The organism is Pseudomonas sp. 8AS (assembly GCF_902506505.1).
Classification (GTDB): domain Bacteria; phylum Pseudomonadota; class Gammaproteobacteria; order Pseudomonadales; family Pseudomonadaceae; genus Aquipseudomonas.
The window spans coordinates 2,006,511-2,023,827 of record NZ_LR733406.1 but is presented as its reverse complement, the minus strand read 5'-3'; the positions used below and the strand labels follow the sequence as shown (position 1 = coordinate 2,023,827).

At 67.1% G+C, this 17,317-nt stretch carries 19 protein-coding genes; 2 read left to right on the top strand and 17 right to left on the bottom strand.

Annotated elements, in window-relative coordinates:
- Nucleotides 1–77 precede the first annotated feature (77 nt).
- From smc to ccmA, 12 genes are all read right to left on the bottom strand, one after another.
- A complete protein-coding gene (gene smc / locus GV001_RS09485) occupies nucleotides 78–3,566 on the bottom strand; it encodes a chromosome segregation protein SMC (protein WP_160079381.1) in 3,489 nt (1,162 codons plus the stop codon).
- Nucleotides 3,567–3,873: 307 nt separating this feature from the next.
- On the bottom strand, nucleotides 3,874–4,575 hold the full coding sequence (locus tag GV001_RS20010; protein WP_178091817.1) for a hypothetical protein: 702 nt from the start codon (nucleotides 4,573–4,575) through the stop codon (nucleotides 3,874–3,876).
- 70 nt (nucleotides 4,576–4,645) lie between these two features.
- Complete coding sequence (locus GV001_RS09475) at nucleotides 4,646–4,975, bottom strand: hypothetical protein (protein WP_372238521.1); 330 nt, start codon at nucleotides 4,973–4,975, stop codon at nucleotides 4,646–4,648.
- On the bottom strand, nucleotides 4,972–6,171 hold the full coding sequence (ccmI, locus tag GV001_RS09470; RefSeq protein ID WP_160079380.1) for a c-type cytochrome biogenesis protein CcmI: 1,200 nt from the start codon (nucleotides 6,169–6,171) through the stop codon (nucleotides 4,972–4,974). The genes GV001_RS09475 and ccmI overlap by 4 nt, the downstream gene beginning before the upstream one ends.
- Entirely contained in the window at nucleotides 6,168–6,650 is a 483-nt protein-coding gene (locus GV001_RS09465; RefSeq protein WP_160079379.1) for a cytochrome c-type biogenesis protein, read from the bottom strand. Before GV001_RS09465 ends, ccmI begins: the two co-directional genes overlap by 4 nt.
- Complete coding sequence (locus tag GV001_RS09460) at nucleotides 6,647–7,180, bottom strand: DsbE family thiol:disulfide interchange protein (protein WP_160079378.1); 534 nt, start codon at nucleotides 7,178–7,180, stop codon at nucleotides 6,647–6,649. The genes GV001_RS09465 and GV001_RS09460 overlap by 4 nt, the downstream gene beginning before the upstream one ends.
- Nucleotides 7,177–9,150, bottom strand: coding sequence for a heme lyase CcmF/NrfE family subunit (locus tag GV001_RS09455; protein ID WP_178091851.1), 1,974 nt, complete (start codon nucleotides 9,148–9,150; stop codon nucleotides 7,177–7,179). Before GV001_RS09455 ends, GV001_RS09460 begins: the two co-directional genes overlap by 4 nt.
- Before the next feature lie 17 nt (nucleotides 9,151–9,167).
- Nucleotides 9,168–9,620, bottom strand: coding sequence for a cytochrome c maturation protein CcmE (ccmE, locus tag GV001_RS09450; RefSeq protein WP_021205092.1), 453 nt, complete (start codon nucleotides 9,618–9,620; stop codon nucleotides 9,168–9,170).
- Nucleotides 9,617–9,793 carry a heme exporter protein CcmD gene (gene ccmD / locus GV001_RS09445; RefSeq protein ID WP_160079376.1) on the bottom strand — a complete coding sequence of 59 codons (177 nt, stop codon included), beginning with the start codon at nucleotides 9,791–9,793 and terminating at the stop codon, nucleotides 9,617–9,619. Before ccmD ends, ccmE begins: the two co-directional genes overlap by 4 nt.
- A complete protein-coding gene (locus tag GV001_RS09440) occupies nucleotides 9,790–10,545 on the bottom strand; it encodes a heme ABC transporter permease (protein WP_021205094.1) in 756 nt (251 codons plus the stop codon). Before GV001_RS09440 ends, ccmD begins: the two co-directional genes overlap by 4 nt.
- Nucleotides 10,546–10,704: 159 nt before the next feature.
- Nucleotides 10,705–11,376 (bottom strand): heme exporter protein CcmB, encoded by a 672-nt coding sequence (ccmB, locus tag GV001_RS09435; protein WP_160079375.1) that lies wholly within the window; start codon nucleotides 11,374–11,376, stop codon nucleotides 10,705–10,707.
- Nucleotides 11,373–12,023, bottom strand: a complete 651-nt coding sequence (gene ccmA, locus GV001_RS09430; protein ID WP_160079374.1) for a cytochrome c biogenesis heme-transporting ATPase CcmA — start codon at nucleotides 12,021–12,023, stop codon at nucleotides 11,373–11,375. The genes ccmB and ccmA overlap by 4 nt, the downstream gene beginning before the upstream one ends.
- A 135-nt stretch (nucleotides 12,024–12,158) precedes the next feature.
- On the opposite strand from ccmA, the gene GV001_RS09425 reads away from it, so the two are divergent.
- Both GV001_RS09425 and GV001_RS09420 read left to right on the top strand, forming a co-directional pair.
- Nucleotides 12,159–13,703 carry a flagellar hook-length control protein FliK gene (locus tag GV001_RS09425; protein WP_160079373.1) on the top strand — a complete coding sequence of 515 codons (1,545 nt, stop codon included), beginning with the start codon at nucleotides 12,159–12,161 and terminating at the stop codon, nucleotides 13,701–13,703.
- Entirely contained in the window at nucleotides 13,700–14,026 is a 327-nt protein-coding gene (locus GV001_RS09420) for an EscU/YscU/HrcU family type III secretion system export apparatus switch protein (RefSeq protein WP_160079372.1), read from the top strand. The genes GV001_RS09425 and GV001_RS09420 overlap by 4 nt, the downstream gene beginning before the upstream one ends.
- On the opposite strand, the gene GV001_RS09415 is transcribed toward GV001_RS09420, so the two are convergent.
- From GV001_RS09415 to GV001_RS09395, 5 genes are all read right to left on the bottom strand, one after another.
- Nucleotides 14,007–14,447 (bottom strand): rhodanese-like domain-containing protein, encoded by a 441-nt coding sequence (locus tag GV001_RS09415; protein WP_160079371.1) that lies wholly within the window; start codon nucleotides 14,445–14,447, stop codon nucleotides 14,007–14,009. The two genes, GV001_RS09420 and GV001_RS09415, sit on opposite strands and share 20 nt — an antisense overlap.
- 127 nt (nucleotides 14,448–14,574) lie before the next feature.
- On the bottom strand, nucleotides 14,575–14,979 hold the full coding sequence (locus GV001_RS09410) for a DUF2802 domain-containing protein (RefSeq protein WP_160079370.1): 405 nt from the start codon (nucleotides 14,977–14,979) through the stop codon (nucleotides 14,575–14,577).
- Nucleotides 14,980–14,982: 3 nt separating this feature from the next.
- The gene (locus tag GV001_RS09405; RefSeq protein WP_160079369.1) at nucleotides 14,983–15,462 is read right to left on the bottom strand and encodes a chemotaxis protein CheW; all 480 of its coding nucleotides are present in this window, start codon (nucleotides 15,460–15,462) and stop codon (nucleotides 14,983–14,985) included.
- A 95-nt stretch (nucleotides 15,463–15,557) separates the two neighbouring features.
- A complete protein-coding gene (locus GV001_RS09400; protein ID WP_160079368.1) occupies nucleotides 15,558–16,397 on the bottom strand; it encodes a CheW domain-containing protein in 840 nt (279 codons plus the stop codon).
- Nucleotides 16,398–16,484: 87 nt separating this feature from the next.
- On the bottom strand, nucleotides 16,485–17,273 hold the full coding sequence (locus tag GV001_RS09395; protein ID WP_160079367.1) for a ParA family protein: 789 nt from the start codon (nucleotides 17,271–17,273) through the stop codon (nucleotides 16,485–16,487).
- Nucleotides 17,274–17,317 lie beyond the last annotated feature (44 nt).

Sequence of the window (17,317 nt, the reverse complement as noted above, 5' to 3'; positions counted from 1 at the left end):
CACAAAATTGAGGCCTAAGCTAGCACGACGAACGGTAAATGTGCACCGTCAGCAGGCAATCTTGACCCAATAGACCGCTAAGCCTCGACCAGCGACAGCGCCTCCTCCACGTCCACCGCCACCAGGCGCGAACATCCCGGCTCGTGCATGGTAACCCCCATCAGCTGATCGGCCATTTCCATGGCGATCTTGTTGTGGGTGATGTAGATGAACTGCACCGTCTCCGACATTTCCTTGACCAGCCGCGCATAACGGCCGACGTTGGCGTCGTCGAGCGGCGCGTCCACCTCGTCGAGCATGCAGAACGGCGCCGGGTTGAGCTTGAAGATGGCGAACACCAGGGCCAGCGCGGTGAGCGCCTTTTCCCCACCGGAGAGCAGGTGGATGGTGCTGTTCTTCTTGCCCGGCGGCCGCGCCATGATCGCCACGCCGGTATCCAGCAGGTCCTCGCCGGTCAGTTCCAGGTAGGCATGCCCGCCGCCGAACACCTTGGGGAACAGCGCCTGCAGGCCGGCGTTGATCTGGTCGAAGGTGTCCTTGAAGCGGTTGCGGGTTTCCTTGTCGATCTTGCGGATGACGTTTTCCAGGGTCTCCAGCGCCTCGACCAGGTCGGCGTTCTGCGCATCCAGGTAGCGCTTGCGCTCGGACTGCTGCTGGTACTCGTCGATGGCCGCCAGATTGATCGGCCCGAGGCGCTGGATCCGCGCGGCGAGGCGCTCCAGCTCCTCTTCCCAGGCCTTCTCGCTGGCCTCAGGCGGTAGCGTGGCAAGCACGCCATGCAGGTCGTAGCCGTCTTCCAGCAGCTGATCCTGCAACGCCTTGCGCCGCACGCTGAGTTCCTGCCAACCCATGCGCTGCTGTTCCAGCTGGCTGCGCAGCAACTGCGACTGCTGCTCGGCCTGGCTGCGCCGTTTCTCGGCATCACGCAGCTCGCGGTCGGCGTCTTCCAGGGCCAGGCGCGCCAGCTTGAGTTCGTCCTCGACGCCCATGCGCTTGTCGAGCAGCTCTTCCAGTTTGATGCGCAGCTCTTCCAGCGGCGCCTCGCCCTCCTCCAGGTTGAGGCTGAGCTGCTCGCGGCGTTCGATGGCGCGCTCGAACTGCAGCTCCAGGCGTTCCAGGGCCTGGCGAGTGGATTCGTGCTGGGCGCGGATGCTGCCCAGGCGCACGGCCAGCTGGTGGGCATGGTCCTTGTGCGCCCGGGCTTCCTGGCGCATGCGGTCGAGGCGCTCGCGCAGCTGGTCGCGGCTGGCCAGCAGCTGTTCGCGCTGCTCGGTGTCGATGGCCATAGCATCCAGGGCTTCCTGCAGGATCAGGCGGGACTCGCCCAGCTGTTCCTGCTCCAGTTCGCGCTGCTCGGCCAGCTCGTGCAATTCGCCATCCAGACGGCGCCGACGCAGGCTCAGCTGCTCGGCCTTGGCCTGGCCGGCGGACAGTTGCGCCTTCAGCTCGCCCTGGCGGCGGGCCTGGTCCTGCACCAGGCGGCGCTGCTGCTCGCGGGCGTCTTCCTGCTGACGCTGGCCGGCCTGCAGCTGCCGCAGGCGCTCGTCCAGGTCGGCCAGGGCCGCTTCGCGTTCCTCGCGCTCCAGGCCCAGGCGCTCCAGCTCCTGGCCGCGGGCCAGCACGCCGCTCTCGGCGGCACTGGCGCGGCGCACCCGGAGGAAATGCCGGCCGACCCAGTAGCCGTCGCGGCTGACCAGCGACTCGCCCTCGCCCAGTTGCGCACGGTGCGCCAGGGCCTCATCGAGCGTCTCGACCGGGCGCACCTGGCCAAGCCAGGGCGCCAGGTCGAAGCCGGCTTCGACCTTGTCCAGCAGGCTGCCGGCCACTCGCGTACCGCCGGATTGCGGGCTGACCAGACGCAGCTCGCCCTGATCGAAGCCACTCAGGTCGAGCCCGGCGAAATCATCCAGCAACACCGCTTGCAGGTCGGCACCCAGCACGGTTTCCACCGCCAGCTCCCAGCCGGCTTCCACCCGCAAGCCTTCGACCAGGCGCGGACGGTTGCTCAGTTGCTGCTCGCGCAACCACTCGGCGGCGCCCTTGCCCGGGTTCAGCGCGGCCTGCTGCAGGGCCTCCAGGGAAACGATGCGGCCATTCAGGCGCTGCAGTTCGCCCTGGGCCTGCTGCTGCGCCTGGGTGGCCTGGCGCAGTTCGCCACGCAGCTGTTCTAGCCGCTCGACCAGGCCTTCTTCGACGGCGTGCAGCTCTTCGAGGTTCAGCTCGCTGGCGGCCAACTGCTCGGACAGTTCGAGGATCGCCGCATCTTCCGGATCGGCCGCCAGTTGCGCCAGCTCCTCGGTCAGCCGGCGCTGGCGCTCGGCCAGGCGCTCCAGGCTCTGTTCCAGTTGCTGGCTGCGCGACTGCTGCACTTCGGCCTGGCGACGCGGCTCGGCGCTGCGCTGGTTGAAGCCGTCCCACTGCTCCTGCCAGCCATGCATGGCGCCTTCGGCTTCTTCCAGGCCGGCGGCGGACTCCTCGGCCGCCGCCGCGGTCAGCTCCTGCTCGGGTTCGAGCATGGCCAGCTCTTCACCCAGGGTCGCCAGCAGGGTACGGTCGTGGCCCAGGTGCGACTCGGTCTCCAGGCGCGCGCGCTCAGCCTCGTTGAGGTCGTCCTGCAACTGGCGCAGGCGCTGCTGGCCGTGCTGGATGCTCTGCTCGACGCGGGCGATATCGCCGCCCACCGAGTAGAAGCGCCCCTGCACCTGGTTGAAGCGCTCGGACAGCTCATGGTGGCCGTCGCGCAGGCGCTCGATGCTGGCGTCGGCATTGCGCTGCTCGGCCACCAGGGCCTCGAAGGCCACCTCCTGATCGCCGATCACCCGCTCGCGGCTGCCGACCTGCTCGTTCAGCGCCTGCCAGCGCAGGGCCGACAGCTGGGCCTTGAGCTGGCGTTCCTCGGCCTTGTATTCCTGGTACTTCTCGGCGGACTGGGCCTGGCGGTGCAGGCGTTCGAGCTGACGCTCCAGCTCTTCGCGCAGGTCGGTCAGGCGCGCCAGGTTCTCGTGGGTACGGCGGATGCGGCTCTCGGTCTCGCGGCGGCGCTCCTTGTACTTGGAGATGCCGGCCGCTTCCTCGATGAAATTGCGCAAATCCTCCGGTTTCGCCTCGATCAGCTTGCTGATCATGCCTTGTTCGATGATCGAGTAGCTGCGCGGGCCCAGGCCGGTGCCGAGGAAGATGTCGGTGATATCGCGGCGGCGGCACTTCACGCCGTTGAGAAAATAGGTGTTCTGGCTGTCGCGGGTGACCCGGCGGCGGATGGAAATCTCGGCGAAGGCGGCATATTCGCCCGTCAGGCTGCCGTCGGAGTTGTCGAAGATCAGCTCGATGGAGGCCTGGGTCACCGGCTTGCGCGTGTTGGAGCCGTTGAAGATGACGTCGGTCATCGACTCACCGCGGAGGTTCTTCGCCGAACTTTCGCCCATCACCCAGCGTACGGCGTCGATGATATTGGACTTGCCGCAACCGTTGGGCCCGACCACCGCCGCCATGTTGCTCGGAAAACTGACGGTCGTGGGGTCTACGAAGGACTTGAAGCCGGCCAGCTTGATGCACTTCAGGCGCATGCCACGACCTTCGCCGGGACAAGCCCGGAAGACTGCAGAGCGCGGCTGTCCGCTGCCGTGAAGGTCATGTTTTTCCTTGGAATTCGGGGGTAAAACGCAAGATCGGCGGAGTTTACCACAGGGTATTTGCCGGCCAAGACTGCCGTTTGCCGGCCAGCGGTGCCAGCCCCTGCGAGGTACAAGCCCGCGCCAGACGCCCGGCTAGCGGAGCCCGGAGGCGGACCGGCGGTGAATAACGGCTTTTTCTGCGGTAGACCGGCAAACAGCGACGGCGATCCGTGGATCGCCGTCGACTCGTCCGAACGCGTCAGTACTGCGGCTTGCGCTGCCCCTGGGACTGAGCGCCCTGGCTTTGGCCCTGGCCCAGGCCTTTACCCGGCGCCTGGCCATGCACCTGCTTGGCCTGGCCTCCCTGGGCAGAGGATGGCGGGCCGTCCTTGCTGCCAGTCGACTGGGACTGGTAGTGCGGCTGACCTTGCTGACCCGATTGCTTGTTCTGACCTTGCTGACGTTGCTGGCCTTGGTAGTTCTGCTGACCTTGCTGACGCTGCTGGCCTTGGTAGTTCTGCCTGCCTTGCTGACGTTGCTGACCCTGGTAGTTCTGCTGGTCTTGCTGGTCTTGCTGGTCCCGGGGAGCGCGCCACTGTTCCTGGCCGGGGCCGGAATCATGGCGACCCGAGCCGCCCTGCCCGCCCTGGGAGCCGGAATGCGGATGTTCGCGGTACAGGCCCGGCGGCATGCTCCTGTGACCCTGCGGCCGCCAGGGACCGCCATGATGATCGCCCCAGTACCAGCCATGATCGTCCCAGCGGTAATAGATCCGATCGCGAAAATACAGGCGCGGATAGCCGATGCTCACATACACATCGAGGTCATCGTCCCAGCGCCACTGGCCATAGGGCGGCGGCACATGGTGCGGGTGGCGATAGCCATAGCCGTCCCCCAGGCTCAGGGTGCAGGCCGACAACGGCAACAGCAGGGCAAACAGCAGCAACGCACGCCGATACATGATGACGACCTCGATTGAAAGGCAACATGAAGTTGGACCGCGCGCCGGCGGCCAGGTTGCAGCCGCCCGGTCATGGGCGGGCGTAGCGCTGGCCCAGCCCCGCCGGCACGCCACTGCTGTCGGTCGCCTGCCAGGGCCCCTGCGGGTTGCTCGCCCAGCTCCAGCCGCCGCTCCAGCGGTAATAGGTGCGGTCGCGGTAGTACAGGTCGCGACCGCCTTTGAGCACATACACGCCCAGGCGGCCATCCCAGTAGCTGTTGCCCACCGGTGGCGGGGCGAAACGCGGATGGGTCTGCGCCGGCGCCGGCGCGGCGGGCGGCGACGGCGGGCGCGTGGCGTTCAGGCTGCAGCCGCCGAGCAACAACAGCACCAGCCAGGCATGGCGAACAGCGCCCATCATTTGGCCTGATCGGCGCTGTCGATGATCAGCTGCTGGCGCTCCAAGGTGCTGCTGGGGATCGGCTGGCCACGACCGATCCATTCCCCGGCCGTGGCATTGCCGGCGCGCGAGACACGCGCCACCAGTTGCACCTCGGGGAAGCTGGAGATCTTCAGCTGCGCCATCATCGCGTCGCTATCGCTCAGCTCGACCTCGACCGGCAGCTCGGCCACGGTCATGCGCTTGACCGCCAGCGGCATCGGCGGGCCCGAGGCCGCACGGGCGAAGACGAACACGCTGTCGCCCGGCTGCACCTTGCCCTGCAGGGCTGGCGCCAGCTCGACGCGCACCTTGAGCACCGGCATGGCCTTGGTCACGGCCTCGGGCACCGGCTGGCCCGCCGCCTGCAGGTTCTCGCGGGCCCGCTCGATGCCGACCTGGATCGAGGCGCGCGCCGGGTCTTGCGCCGGCATCTGGTCGACCAGGCGCTGCCAGTAGCCGATCGCCTCGGCGAAGCGCTCGCCTTCGAAGGCGGCGATACCGAGCAGGCCGAGGCTGGTGGCCTCCTGCGGGTCGGCCTTGAGCGCCTCGTCGGTCAGCGCCTGCAGCTGCGCCGACCACTGCTTGTTGCCGGCGAAGTACAGCGCCTGAGCCCACTGGCCGAGCAGCTCCGGCGGACGCCCGGCCAGCACGGCCGCGCGCTCGTAGGCGCTGGCCGCATCGCCGGCGCGTTCCTGGGCCATGTAGATGCGGCCGAGGAAATACCAGGACTCGGCCGACTGGGGATCGGCCTCGACGGCCCGCTCCAGCTTCGCGGTCATTTCGCCGATGCTCGGCTGGCGCTGGTCGCCCAGTTCGGCCAGCTGCTGGCTGGCGCCCCAGTGCAGGTACAGGCCCAGGCCGGCAAACGGCACCAGCAGGGCGGCGATCAGCGGCAGCGCCTTGCCCAGGCGCACCGCGCCAGCACGCTCGCTGCCTTCGGTATCGGCCAGCAGCTCGCGGGCGGCCTCGGCCTGCCCGGCCTGCAGCTGCTCGGCGGTCAGCACGCCGGCGGCCTGCTGGCCCTGCAGTTCGGCCAGGCGTTCCTGGTACAGGGCGACGTTGAGAGCGGTGCGATCCTCCTCGGCCTGGGCCTTGCGCCCACGCAATACCGGGATCAGCAGGAAAGCCAGGGCGACCAGCAACAGCAGGCCGGCAGCGAGCCAGAATTCGATCATTTGGGGTCCTGGGAATTTTGCTCAAGCAGCGTCTGCAGACGCTGGTTTTCACTGGCCGACAAGGCGACCTGCGCGGGATTGTTTTCCACCTTGCGCCGGCGCAGCACCAGCACCACGAGGCCCAGTGCGCCCAGGCCGAGCAAGGCGAACGGGCCGTACCAGAGCAGGTAGGTGCGGGTATCGACCGGTGGCTTGTAGAGCACGAAGTCGCCGTAGCGCAGCACCAGGAAGTCGACGATCTCGGCGTTGCTCTTGCCCTCTTCGAGCATGCGGAAGATTTCCCGGCGCAGGTCGGTGGCGATCGGCGCGTTGGAGTCGGCGATGTTCTGGTTCTGGCACTTGGGGCAGCGCAGCTCCGCGGTGAGGCTGCGGAAACGCTCGCGCTCGGCCTCGTCCTTGAACTGGTAGGTGTCGATGGCGGCTCGGGTTATGCCGACTAGGCTCAGGCCGAGCAGGCAGGCGATCAGCAGACGCTTCACGGCTTCTCCTCCAGCAGGGCCTGGTAGCGCGGCGCCAGCTCCTTGCGCCAGACGCCCTCGTCGATGGCGCCGACGTACTTGTGACGGATGATGCCCTGGGCGTCGATCAGGAAGGTTTCCGGAGCGCCGTAGACCCCCAGGTTGATGCCCAGCGAGCCCTGCGGGTCGGCCACGTTGACCTGATAGGGGTCGAGGTAGTCCTGCAGCCACTTACGCGCGGCCGCACCGTCATCCTTGTAGTTGACCCCGTGGATCACCACACCGGCCTTGGCCAGGCGATTGAGCATCTGGTGCTCGGCCTTGCAGGTCGGGCACCAGGTGGCCCAGACGTTGACCAGTGCCGGGCCCTTGAGATCCTTCTCGGTGATCAGGCGCTGCTCGTCCTTCAGATCCGGCAGGCTGAAGGCCGGCAGCGGCTTGTCGATCAACGCCGAGGGCAGCTCCTGCGGATTGAGGAACAGCCCGCGGTAGAGGAACAGCGCAATGCCGAGGAACAGCAGCAACGGCAACACCAGGATCAGACGCTTCATGCCGCCACTCCATTGAGGCCGAGGGCCTCACGCACGCGGGTCTTGACCTTGACCCGGTAGCGCGGATCGAAGGCCGCCAGCAGGCCGCCGAAGCCCATCATCAGGCCGCCGAACCAGATCCAGCGCACGTAGGGCTTGATGTGCACGCGCACGGCCCAGGCACCATCTTCCAGCGGCTCGCCGAGGGCCACATAGAGGTCGCGGGTGACACCGGCGTCGATGCCGGCCTCGGTCATCGGCATGTTCTGCACGCTGTACAGGCGCTTTTCCGGATGCAGCAGGGCGACTTCCTCGCCGTCTTCCAGCACGCGGATGCTGCCCTTGTCCGAGGTGAAGTTGGGCCCCTCGAAATGCTCGGCGCCCTCGAAGACGAAGCGGTAACCGCCCAGTTCCAGCGACTCGCCGGGGGCCAGGCGCAGGTCACGCTCGGCGCTGCCCTGGCTGACCAGCACCACGCCGATGGCACACACGGCAATGCCCAGGTGCGCCAGCTGCATGCCCCAGTAGCTGCTGTTGAGGCCCAGGATGCCCTTGACCAGGCCCTTGTGCCGGGTCTTGTCGAGCAGGTCGCGCACGCTGGCCAGCAGCACCCAGGCCGCCAGCAGGAATACCGCCAGCACCGCCCAGTTGAAGTCGCCGAACAGCCAGGTAGCCAGGCCACCCAGCGCGGCGCTGCCGAGCAGCACCGGGGTGAGCATGCCGAGCAGCCACTGCAGCGGCGTGTCCTTCCAGCGCACCAGCACGCCGACCGCCATCACCAGCATCAGCAGGGCCATCAGCGGCACGAACAGCGCGTTGAAATAGGGCGGGCCGACCGACAGCTTGGCGCCGCTCAGGGCATCCAGCACCAGCGGGTAGAGGGTGCCCAGCAGGATCATCGAGGCTGCCACCACCAGCACCAGGTTGTTGGCCAGCAGCAGGGTCTCGCGCGACCACAGGGCGAAGCCGACCTGGCTCTTGACCACCGGTGCGCGCACGGCGAACAGGGTCAGCGAGCCGCCGACCACCAGCAGCAGGAAGGCCAGGATGAACACCCCGCGCTCCGGATCGGTGGCGAAGGCATGCACCGAGGTCAGCACCCCGGAACGCACCAGGAAGGTCCCCAGCAGACTCAGAGAGAAGGCGGCGATGGCCAGCAGCACGGTCCAGCTCTTGAACACGCCGCGTTTCTCGGTCACGGCCAGCGAGTGGATCAGCGCGGTGCCGACCAGCCAGGGCATGAAGGAGGCGTTCTCCACCGGGTCCCAGAACCACCAGCCGCCCCAGCCCAGTTCGTAGTAGGCCCACCAGGAGCCCAGGGCGATGCCGATGCCGAGGAAGGCCCAGGCGATGATGGTCCACGGCCGCGACCAGCGCGCCCAAGCCGCGTCCAGCTTGCCGCCGAGCAGCGCGGCGATGGCGAAGGCGAAGGCCACGGAGAAGCCGACATAGCCCATGTACAGCATCGGCGGATGGACGATCAGGCCGATGTCCTGCAGCAGCGGGTTGAGGTCGCGGCCGTCCTGCGGCATGTCCGGCAGCAGGCGCTCGAAGGGGTTGGAGGTGACGATCAAAAACAGCAGGAAGCCGATGCTGATCATGCCCATCACCGCCAGCACGCGGGCCAGCATCACTTCCGGCAGCTGGCGGGAGAAGATCGACACGGCGAAGGTCCAGCCGCCGAGGATCAGTGCCCACAGCAGCAGCGAGCCCTCGTGGGCGCCCCACACGGCGCTGAACTTGTAGTACCAGGGCAAGGCGCTGTTGGAGTTGCTGGCCACGTAGGCGACGGAGAAGTCGTCGACCATGAACGACCAGGTCAGGCAGGCGAAGGCAAACAGCAGGAAGGCGAACTGGCCCCAGGCGGCGGGTTGCGCCAGGCTCATCCACTGGCGATCGCCGCGCCAGGCGCCGACCAGCGGCAGGCTGGCCTGCACCAGGGCCAGGCACAGGGCGAGGATCAGCGCCAGGTGGCCCAGCTCGGGCACGATCAGATTCAGGTTCATGCTCAACCCTCGCTCTTGCCGGGTTGCAGCTGGCCGCTGTCTTTCAGCGCCTTGGTCACTTCCGGCGGCATGTAGTTCTCGTCGTGCTTGGCCAGCACTTCGTCGGCGATCAGCACGCCGTCGGCATTCAGCTTGCCCAGGGCGACGATGCCCTGCCCTTCGCGGAACAGGTCCGGGAGGATCCCGCGGTAGCGGATGGTCACGCTCTTGGCGAAGTCGGTGACCACGAACTCGACGTCCAGCGAGTCGCCGCTGCGCTTGAGCGAGCCCTCGGCGACCATGCCACCGGCACGGATGCGAGCATCCTGCGGCGCCTCGCCATTGGCGATCTGCGTCGGCGTGTAGAACAGGTTGATGTTCTGGTTCAGCGCCATCAGCGCCAAGCCCACGGCGATGCCGGCACCGACCAGAATGGCGAGGACGATATACAGGCGTTTCTTGCGGACCGCGTTCACTGTTGTCTCTCCCGGCGCAAACGGCGCGCCTCGTCTTGCAGGTAACGCCGCCGTGCCATGATCGGCAAGGCTACGTTGAGGGCCAGTACGGCGATGCCGATGGCATAGGATGACCAGACATAGGGGCCATGGCTGCCCATGGCGATGAACTCGGCAAACGAGGCGAAACTCATGCCCTGCCCTCCGCCAGACGGGTCACTTCGGCCTTGGCCCAGCTGCTGCGGGATTCGCGTTTGAGCACTTCCAGGCGCATGCGCAGCAGCAGTACCGCGCCAAGGAAGCAATAGAAGCCCAGCACCGAGATCAGCAGCGGCAGCCACATTTCCGCGCTCATGCTGGCCTTGCCGGTGACCTTGAAGGTGGCCGGCTGGTGCAGGGTATTCCACCATTCCACTGACTTCTGGATGATCGGAATGTTCACCGCCCCGACCAGGGCCAGCACCGCGCAGGCCTTGGCCGCGCTGTCGCGGTTGCTGATGGCGCTACCCAGGGCGATCACGCCGAAATAGAGGAACAGCAGGATCAGCATCGAGGTCAGCCGCGCGTCCCAGATCCAGTAGGTGCCCCAGGTCGGCTTGCCCCAGATGGCGCCGGTGACCAGGGCGATGAAGCACAGCCAGGCGCCGATCGGCGCGGCCTGCTGCAGGGCCACATCGGCCAGCTTCATCTTCCAGATCAGGCCCACGGCACCAGCCACCGCCATCAGCAGGTAGCAGGACTGGGCGAGGAAGGCCGCCGGCACATGGATATAGATGATCCGGTAGCTGTTGCCCTGGTATTTCTCCGGCGGGGCGAAGGCCAGGCCCCAGACCAGGCCGACCACCAGCAGCAGCGCGGCGGCCACGGCCAGCCACGGCAGCCAGCGCCCGCTCATCTCGTAGAACCACTTGGGCGAGCCCCACTTGTGAAACCAGGTCCAGTTCATAAAAGCTGCCTCAAAACTACTGCGCTTGCCGATACGGCGTTGAAAACAGGCTCGGGCTGCTCATTTACCACACGTAAACTCCGCGCCCTCGCCTGTTCTCGCCTTGTCTCGGCGGCGCTCGCTACGTTTTTCAACAGCTTTTCCATCTTCATAAGCCTGTTATTCGCCGACGCTGATCTTCAGGCCGGCGGCTATTGCAAAAGGAGTCAGGGTGACCGCCATGGCGGTCAGGCTGGCCAGCCACAACAGGTGGCCGGCCGCCGGCAAGCCTTGCAGGGTCGCCTGCAGTGCCCCGCTGCCGAGGATCAATACCGGGATATACAGCGGCAGGATCAACAGGGCCAGCAGCAGGCCGCCACGCTTGAGGCCGACGGTCAGGGCCGCTCCCACCGCGCCGAGCAGGCTGAGCACCGGCGTGCCCAGCAGCAGCGACAGCAGCAGCACCGGCACGCAACGCGACGGCAAGCCCAGCATCAGCGCCAGCAATGGCGACAGGACGACCAGCGCCAATCCGGAAAAAGTCCAGTGTGCCAGTACCTTGGCCAACACCAGAAGAGGCAGGGGGTGCGACGAAAGGACCCACTGTTCCAAAGAACCATCCTCGAAATCGCTGCGGAACAGGCCGTCCAGCGAGAGCAGCACCGCCAGCAGCGCCGCGACCCAGACCAGCCCCGGCGACAGGGTCTGCAGCAGTTTCGACTCGGGTCCCACGGCCAGCGGGAACAGGGCGATGACGATGGCGAAGAACACCAAAGGATTAGCCAGCTCGGCCGGACGGCGGAACAGAAGGCGCGCCTCGCGGGCGACCAGTTGCAGGAATACGCTGCTCATGGCGTCGCTCGTCCGAGGTCGAGTTCGCGGTAGCCGGAAGGCTTCTCGGCGAGGTTGTGGTGGGTGGTCAGCACGATGATCCCGCCCTGCTCGCAATGGCGCGCCAGGTGGCTTTCCAGCTGGGCCACGCCCTGCTTGTCGAGGGCGGTGAAGGGTTCGTCGAGAATCCACAGCGGCGGCGCATCAAGGTGCAGCCGGGCCAGGGCCACGCGGCGCTGCTGCCCGGCGGACAGGGTATGGCAGGGCACGTCCTCGAAGCCGGCCAGGCCGACCGCCGCCAGCGCCCGCCAGATCGCCTCGCGCGAAGCCGGGCAATGCAGGGCGCAGAGCCAGGCGAGGTTTTCCTCGGCGCTGAGCAGGCCCTTGATCCCGGCAGCATGGCCGATCCACACCAGGCTGCGGCCCAGTTCGCCATGCTGGCGGGCCAGCGCCTTGCCATTGAGCAGCACCTCGCCGGCGGTGGGCTGCATCAGCCCGGCCAGCAGGCGCAGCAGGCTGGTCTTGCCGCTGCCATTGGGGCCGCTGACCTGCAGCAGGGTGCCGGCCGACAGGCGCAGATCGAGGCCGTCGAACAGCAGGCGCCAATCCCGCTCACAGGCGAGGTTGCGGGCTTCAAGAAGCAGACTGGTCACGGCATGGCTACCCATCGGGGGTTCAAGTCGGCAATATCCCGGCCGCTATACTGACGCAAGTAAACTGCACAGCCGGCCCGAACGGGGCGGCATTATACATGCCGGGCTCCGCCCTCGAAGCCGGCTTTTTCGACAGGGTGTAACCCGGCAATGGCAGAAATCAGCAGCCCTCGCCCGCTTCCGGCAACGCCGCCGCCCAGCCGCCCGCTGCCGCCCAGTGCCGACCTCGCGGTGAAGCTGCTGCAGCCGCTGGAAGGCCTGCTCGGCACCGGGCAGAGCGCCAAGGCCGAAGTGCTGGCCCTCAAGGAAGTGGCACAGAGCTTTCACCTGCTGCTCAAGCTGACCCTGGACAACGGCAAGCAGACCACCCTGGAGGCCAGCAGCTCGCGCCCCCTGGCCCAGGGCACGGCCCTGGCCGTGACCGCCCTGTCGGACACCCGCCTGGCCCTCGCCCTGCAGACCGGCAACAACAAGGTGCTGACCAGCCTCGACCTGCAGCAGCTGCCGGTCGGCACCCTGCTGCAGGGCAAGGTCGAAGCCCGCGAGCAACTGGTGCAGGCCAAGGCCCAACAGACGGTCTACAAGGTCCTGGTCAACCTGCTCAACACCCCGCTGGCCGGCAGCAAGCTCAGTGTGGAAACCCCGCTGCCGCTGCCCATCGGCAGCCTGCTCAGCGCCCAGGTACAGGGCAGCCAGGCGCTCGGCTTCCTGCCGCTCAGCGGACGTCTCGATCAGCTGGTGCTCGGCCAGCAGCTGGCCGCCCAGCAGGGACGCCAGGGCTCGCTGGAGGGTCTGTTCAAGAACTTGCAGGGGCTGAGCCAGCAGAGCGGCCTGCCGGACGAGCTGCGCGGCAGCATCGACAAGCTGCTCGGCCTGCTGCCCGAAGGCGGCCAGCTGGGCACCGCCAAGGGCCTGGCCCAGGCCATGGAAAACAGCGGCCTGTTCCTCGAGGCCAAACTGCTCGGCGGCCAGACCGCCAGCCTGCCCCAGGATCTCAAGGCCAACCTGCTGCGCCTGGTCGCCCAGCTGCTGCCCAACCTGCCCGGCGCCGCCCTGCCGCCTGGCGGGGCGGCAGCCACCGCGCTGGCCCAGGCCCTGCCGGCCTTCGTGCGCACTGCCCTAGGCAACCTGACCCAGGCCAACCTGCGCCAGCAGGGCCTGAGTTTCCCCCTGCCCGCGCGCCTGCTGCAGTCGCTGGAAGGCGAAGGCGATCTCGAAGCCCTGCTCAAGCTGGCCGCCGCGGCGGTATCCCGACTGCAAACCCACCAGCTATCGAGCCTGGCCCAGACCCAGGTCACGGCCGAAGGCTACCTGCAGACCACCTGGCAGCTGGAGCTGCCGATGCGCAACCAGCAGGACATAGTGCCGCTGCAGATCAAGCTGCAGCGCGAGGAGCCCCACAACGCCGGCAAGCAGGAACAGAAGGAACTGCTCTGGCGCGTCGAGCTGGCCTTCGACCTGGAACCCCTGGGGCCGCTGCAGGTGCAGGCCCAGCTGCTGCGCGGCAGCCTGTCCAGCCAGCTGTGGGCCGAGCGCTCGAACACCGCCGAGCTGATCGATCACGAACTGGGCCACCTGCGCGAGCGCCTGCTCGCCGCCGGCCTGGAAGTCGGCGAGCTGGCCTGCCGCCAGGGCATGCCGGTCCAGGGCCCGAAAACCCAGCTGGAACAGCGCTGGGTGGATGAAACCGCATGAAGCAGCAAGCCCCCCGCCAGGCCATCGCCCTCTCCTACGACGGTAGCCACGCCCCCAGCCTGACCGCCAAGGGCGACGACCAGCTGGCCGAAGCCATCCTCGCCCTCGCCCGCGAATACGAAGTGCCGATCTACGAAAATGCCGAACTGGTGCGCCTGCTGGCACGCATGGAGCTGGGCGATGCCATCCCCGAGCCGCTGTACCGCAGCATCGCCGAGATCATTGCCTTTGCCTGGTACCTCAAGGGCAAGTGCCCGCCCGGTTTTGACCAGGACCGCGACATCACCCCGCCCCGCGCGCTGCTCAATGCTCCCCCAGAGTGAAAGCGAACAGCTCGCCCTCGCGCCCCTTGCCCAGCGGGAAGTCCAGTAGCTGCCAGGCGAAATAACCGCTGCGGAAGTAGTACACGTGCTGGAAGCCCCAGCGCACCGCGCGTCGCGCCGCCTCGGCGCTCTGCGGGCACACCTCGCTGTCGCAATACAGGACAATGGGCATGCCGCGCGGCCAGTCGGTCTCGGCCAGCTCGATGAAGCGCCCGTCCAGCTCCAGGTGCAGGGCGCCATGCACATGGCCCCAGCTCCACTCCCGCATCGGCCGCACGTCGATGAACAGCACGCCGAATTCATAGAGTTGCCGCGCCTGCAAGGCATTGACCGTGGTTGCCCCCGCCACTTCCAGCGGTGCCTCGGCAGCCTGCACCGCGCCTGCCAGCAGCAGACACACCAAGAGCAAACGGCATCGCATGGCAGACCTCCACGGCAAGGCAACACCCCAAGATTGAGCTTAGGCAGACGAGCGGGCAGGCTTTGGAACCATTGGTGCGAGCGAGCAGCTCACTAAGATCGGGAGGGAGTAAAAGGCCGAACGGCCTTTAGGAACGCTGCTTGTGGGCCAATTGCAGCTTGCTGACCAGCTCGGCCTCGGCCTGGGTCAGCCCGCAGGAATGGGTCAGATCATCGACGCTGGCGCCCATCCCCGCCAGGCGGGCGGCCTGGGTGAAGGACAGGCTGGACGGATCGCGCTGCTCCATCTGGTTGAGCTTGTCCGGCAGCGGCGCCACCACCCGGCGCAGCTCATGCAGCTCTTCGCCCATGCGCACACTGCCGGCCAGGTAGGTGTCCAGGCGCCGGCTCAACTCGCGCAGGCGCTGGTCACGCGCGGCGTCGCGCTCGGCCTGCAGCTGTGCCTGCTGGCGCAGGTTCTTCACCAGCCAGAGGCAGGTTCCCGCAAGCAGCACACAGAACAGGCCGAGCACGGCCACCGCGATTACCAACATGGATCAGATACTCTCCAGCTCGGACCACTCTTCTTCGGACATCATCTTGTCCAGTTCGACCAGGATCAGCAGCTCGCCGTTCTTGTTGCACACGCCCTGGATGAACTTGGCGGACTCGTCGTTGCCCACGTTCGGCGCGGTCTCCACTTCGGATTGACGCAGATAGACCACTTCCGCCACGCTGTCGACGAGGATGCCGATCACCTGCTTGTCCGCCTCGATGATCACGATGCGGGTGTTGTCGGTCACCGGAGCCGAGTCCAGGCCGAAGCGCTGGCGGGTGTCGATCACCGTCACCACATTGCCGCGCAGGTTGATGATGCCCAGCACATAGGCAGGTGCCCCCGGAACCGGGGCGATCTCGGTGTAGCGCAACACTTCCTGGACCTGCATCACGTTGATGCCGTAAGTCTCGTTATCCAGGCGGAAGGTCACCCACTGCAGAATGGGATCTTCGGAACCTTGCGCAGACGTTTTCTTCATTTCCCTAGCCTCGTCTAGAACCGCTCTGGGCGGCATACGCGGGTGCACCCCGCTGTCATCACTATAGAGTCCCGCACCGGGCGGAACCGAGCAAATTAATGGATCTTGCCTTTCGCCGCATGCCGTGTGGCGCCGCTGGCGATCAGCTCGGCCAGCGCCGAGACATCGAGCAGGGCACACATGTGCTCGATCACCGTCCCCGCCAGCCAGGGCCGCTGACTGCGCTGGCTGCGCCACTTGATCTCGTCCGGCAGCAGGCGAATCGAACGGCTGACCTGATGCACGGCCAGGCCCCACTCGTAGCCTTCGACCGAGATCACATACTGCAGGCCCTCGCGAAAATCGTCACGGTAGCGCTCGGGCATCACCCAGCGTGCCGTATCCAGGACCTTCAGGTTGCCGGCCTGGCTCGGCAGTATGCCAAGGAACCAGTCCGGCTGGCCGAATAACGGCGTCAGCTCGGCATTGGCCAGCGGGTAGATCGAACCCAGGCAGACCAGCGGCACCGCCAGGGTCAACCCGGCCACGTCGAACAACAGGCACTCGAAAGGCTCTGCGGCCCAGCTCGGCCGGCCGTCGTAGCCGAGCTTCGGCGGTTCGCCCGCCTTGCCTGGGGCCTGCAGCTCGGCAACCGCCTCCACCACCACGGGCGGGGCAACCGGCGCCTCGGCCACCACCACGGGCGGTGGCAGCTCGACCGTCGGCAACACCAGCGGTCGCGCCTCGGCCAGCACCGGCGGCCGCTCGAGCACGGGCGCCAGCACCGGCTGCGGCGCCTGACGCGCATCGCGGACCTGCTCTTCGAGCACGGCGGCCTCGAACTCGTCGAGATTGACGCTCTGCTCCAGTTCGACAGCCGCCTCCTGCAGCAGGGCGTCCAGGTAGGACTGCAGCGCCTGCTGGGGGCGAGTGGCGGTGGCGACAGTACGGCTCATGACGGGTTTCCGCAGAAAAGGGTTCTACAGCCTATCGGCCGACTGCTTGCCGGACTTGAACCGGCATTTTCAGCATAGGCCAGCATGTCAGGCGACCTGGGCGGCGGGCGATGCCGCCAGCAGATGCTTGAGCAGGGCCCGGTAGGCGATCACCCCGCGGCTCTTGCCGTCGAACTGCGAGGGCGTCAGGCCGGCCCGGCTGGCATCGCGCAGACGCGTGTCCACCGGCACGTAGGCCTGCCACAGGTGCTCGGGGTAGGTGTTGCGCAGCACCCGCAGGGTATTCAGCGAGGCCTGGGTGCGCCGGTCGAACAGGGTCGGCACTATGGTGTAGGGCAAGGCCTGCTTGCGCGAGCGGTTGATCATGGCCAAGGTGCTGACCATGCGCTCCAGGCCCTTCACCGCGAGGAACTCGGTCTGCACCGGGATCACCAGCTGCTGGCTGGCCGCCAGCGCGTTGACCATCAGCACGCCGAGCAAGGGCGGGCTGTCGATGATCGCGTGATCGAAGCGCCCCCACAGCTGCGCCAGGCTCTTGGCGATCACCAGGCCCAGGCCGCTCTGCCCCGGCGACTGGCGCTCGAGGGTGGCCAGCGCGGTGCTGGATGGCAGCAGGGCGATCTGTTCATTGCTGGTGGGCAGCAACAGGCGCGCCGGCAAGCCGTCGGGCACCGTGCCCTGGTGCAGGAACAGGTCGAAACAGCTGTGTTCGAGGCTGTCCGGATCGTGCCCGAAATAACTGGTCATCGATCCGTGCGGGTCGAGGTCGACGATCACCACGCGCTTGCCCGCCTCCGCCAGCAACCCGGCCAGGGCAATGGATGTAGTGGTCTTGCCGACCCCACCTTTCTGATTGGCTACTGCCCAGACTTTCATCTTCATCGTCCTCCCGGCATGTCTGCGACCTTACCGAGAACTGA

Bases quoted from the DNA above. Each gene is read 5' to 3' on its own strand.
- ccmA (WP_160079374.1), bottom strand. From the start codon at position 12,023: ATGGGTAGCCATGCCGTGACCAGTCTGCTTCTTGAAGCCCGCAACCTC.
- GV001_RS09400 (WP_160079368.1), bottom strand. From the start codon at position 16,397: ATGAGCCGTACTGTCGCCACCGCCACTCGCCCCCAGCAGGCGCTGCAG.
- GV001_RS09405 (WP_160079369.1), bottom strand. From the start codon at position 15,462: ATGAAGAAAACGTCTGCGCAAGGTTCCGAAGATCCCATTCTGCAGTGG.
- GV001_RS09420 (WP_160079372.1), top strand. From the start codon at position 13,700: ATGAAGCAGCAAGCCCCCCGCCAGGCCATCGCCCTCTCCTACGACGGT.
- GV001_RS09410 (WP_160079370.1), bottom strand. From the start codon at position 14,979: ATGTTGGTAATCGCGGTGGCCGTGCTCGGCCTGTTCTGTGTGCTGCTT.
- ccmI (WP_160079380.1), bottom strand. From the start codon at position 6,171: ATGATCGAATTCTGGCTCGCTGCCGGCCTGCTGTTGCTGGTCGCCCTG.
- smc (WP_160079381.1), bottom strand. From the start codon at position 3,566: ATGCGCCTGAAGTGCATCAAGCTGGCCGGCTTCAAGTCCTTCGTAGAC.
- GV001_RS20010 (WP_178091817.1), bottom strand. From the start codon at position 4,575: ATGTATCGGCGTGCGTTGCTGCTGTTTGCCCTGCTGTTGCCGTTGTCG.
- ccmD (WP_160079376.1), bottom strand. From the start codon at position 9,793: ATGAGTTTCGCCTCGTTTGCCGAGTTCATCGCCATGGGCAGCCATGGC.
- GV001_RS09440 (WP_021205094.1), bottom strand. From the start codon at position 10,545: ATGAACTGGACCTGGTTTCACAAGTGGGGCTCGCCCAAGTGGTTCTAC.
- GV001_RS09475 (WP_372238521.1), bottom strand. From the start codon at position 4,975: ATGATGGGCGCTGTTCGCCATGCCTGGCTGGTGCTGTTGTTGCTCGGC.
- GV001_RS09425 (WP_160079373.1), top strand. From the start codon at position 12,159: ATGGCAGAAATCAGCAGCCCTCGCCCGCTTCCGGCAACGCCGCCGCCC.
- GV001_RS09460 (WP_160079378.1), bottom strand. From the start codon at position 7,180: ATGAAGCGTCTGATCCTGGTGTTGCCGTTGCTGCTGTTCCTCGGCATT.
- GV001_RS09395 (WP_160079367.1), bottom strand. From the start codon at position 17,273: ATGAAAGTCTGGGCAGTAGCCAATCAGAAAGGTGGGGTCGGCAAGACC.
- ccmB (WP_160079375.1), bottom strand. From the start codon at position 11,376: ATGAGCAGCGTATTCCTGCAACTGGTCGCCCGCGAGGCGCGCCTTCTG.
- GV001_RS09415 (WP_160079371.1), bottom strand. From the start codon at position 14,447: ATGCGATGCCGTTTGCTCTTGGTGTGTCTGCTGCTGGCAGGCGCGGTG.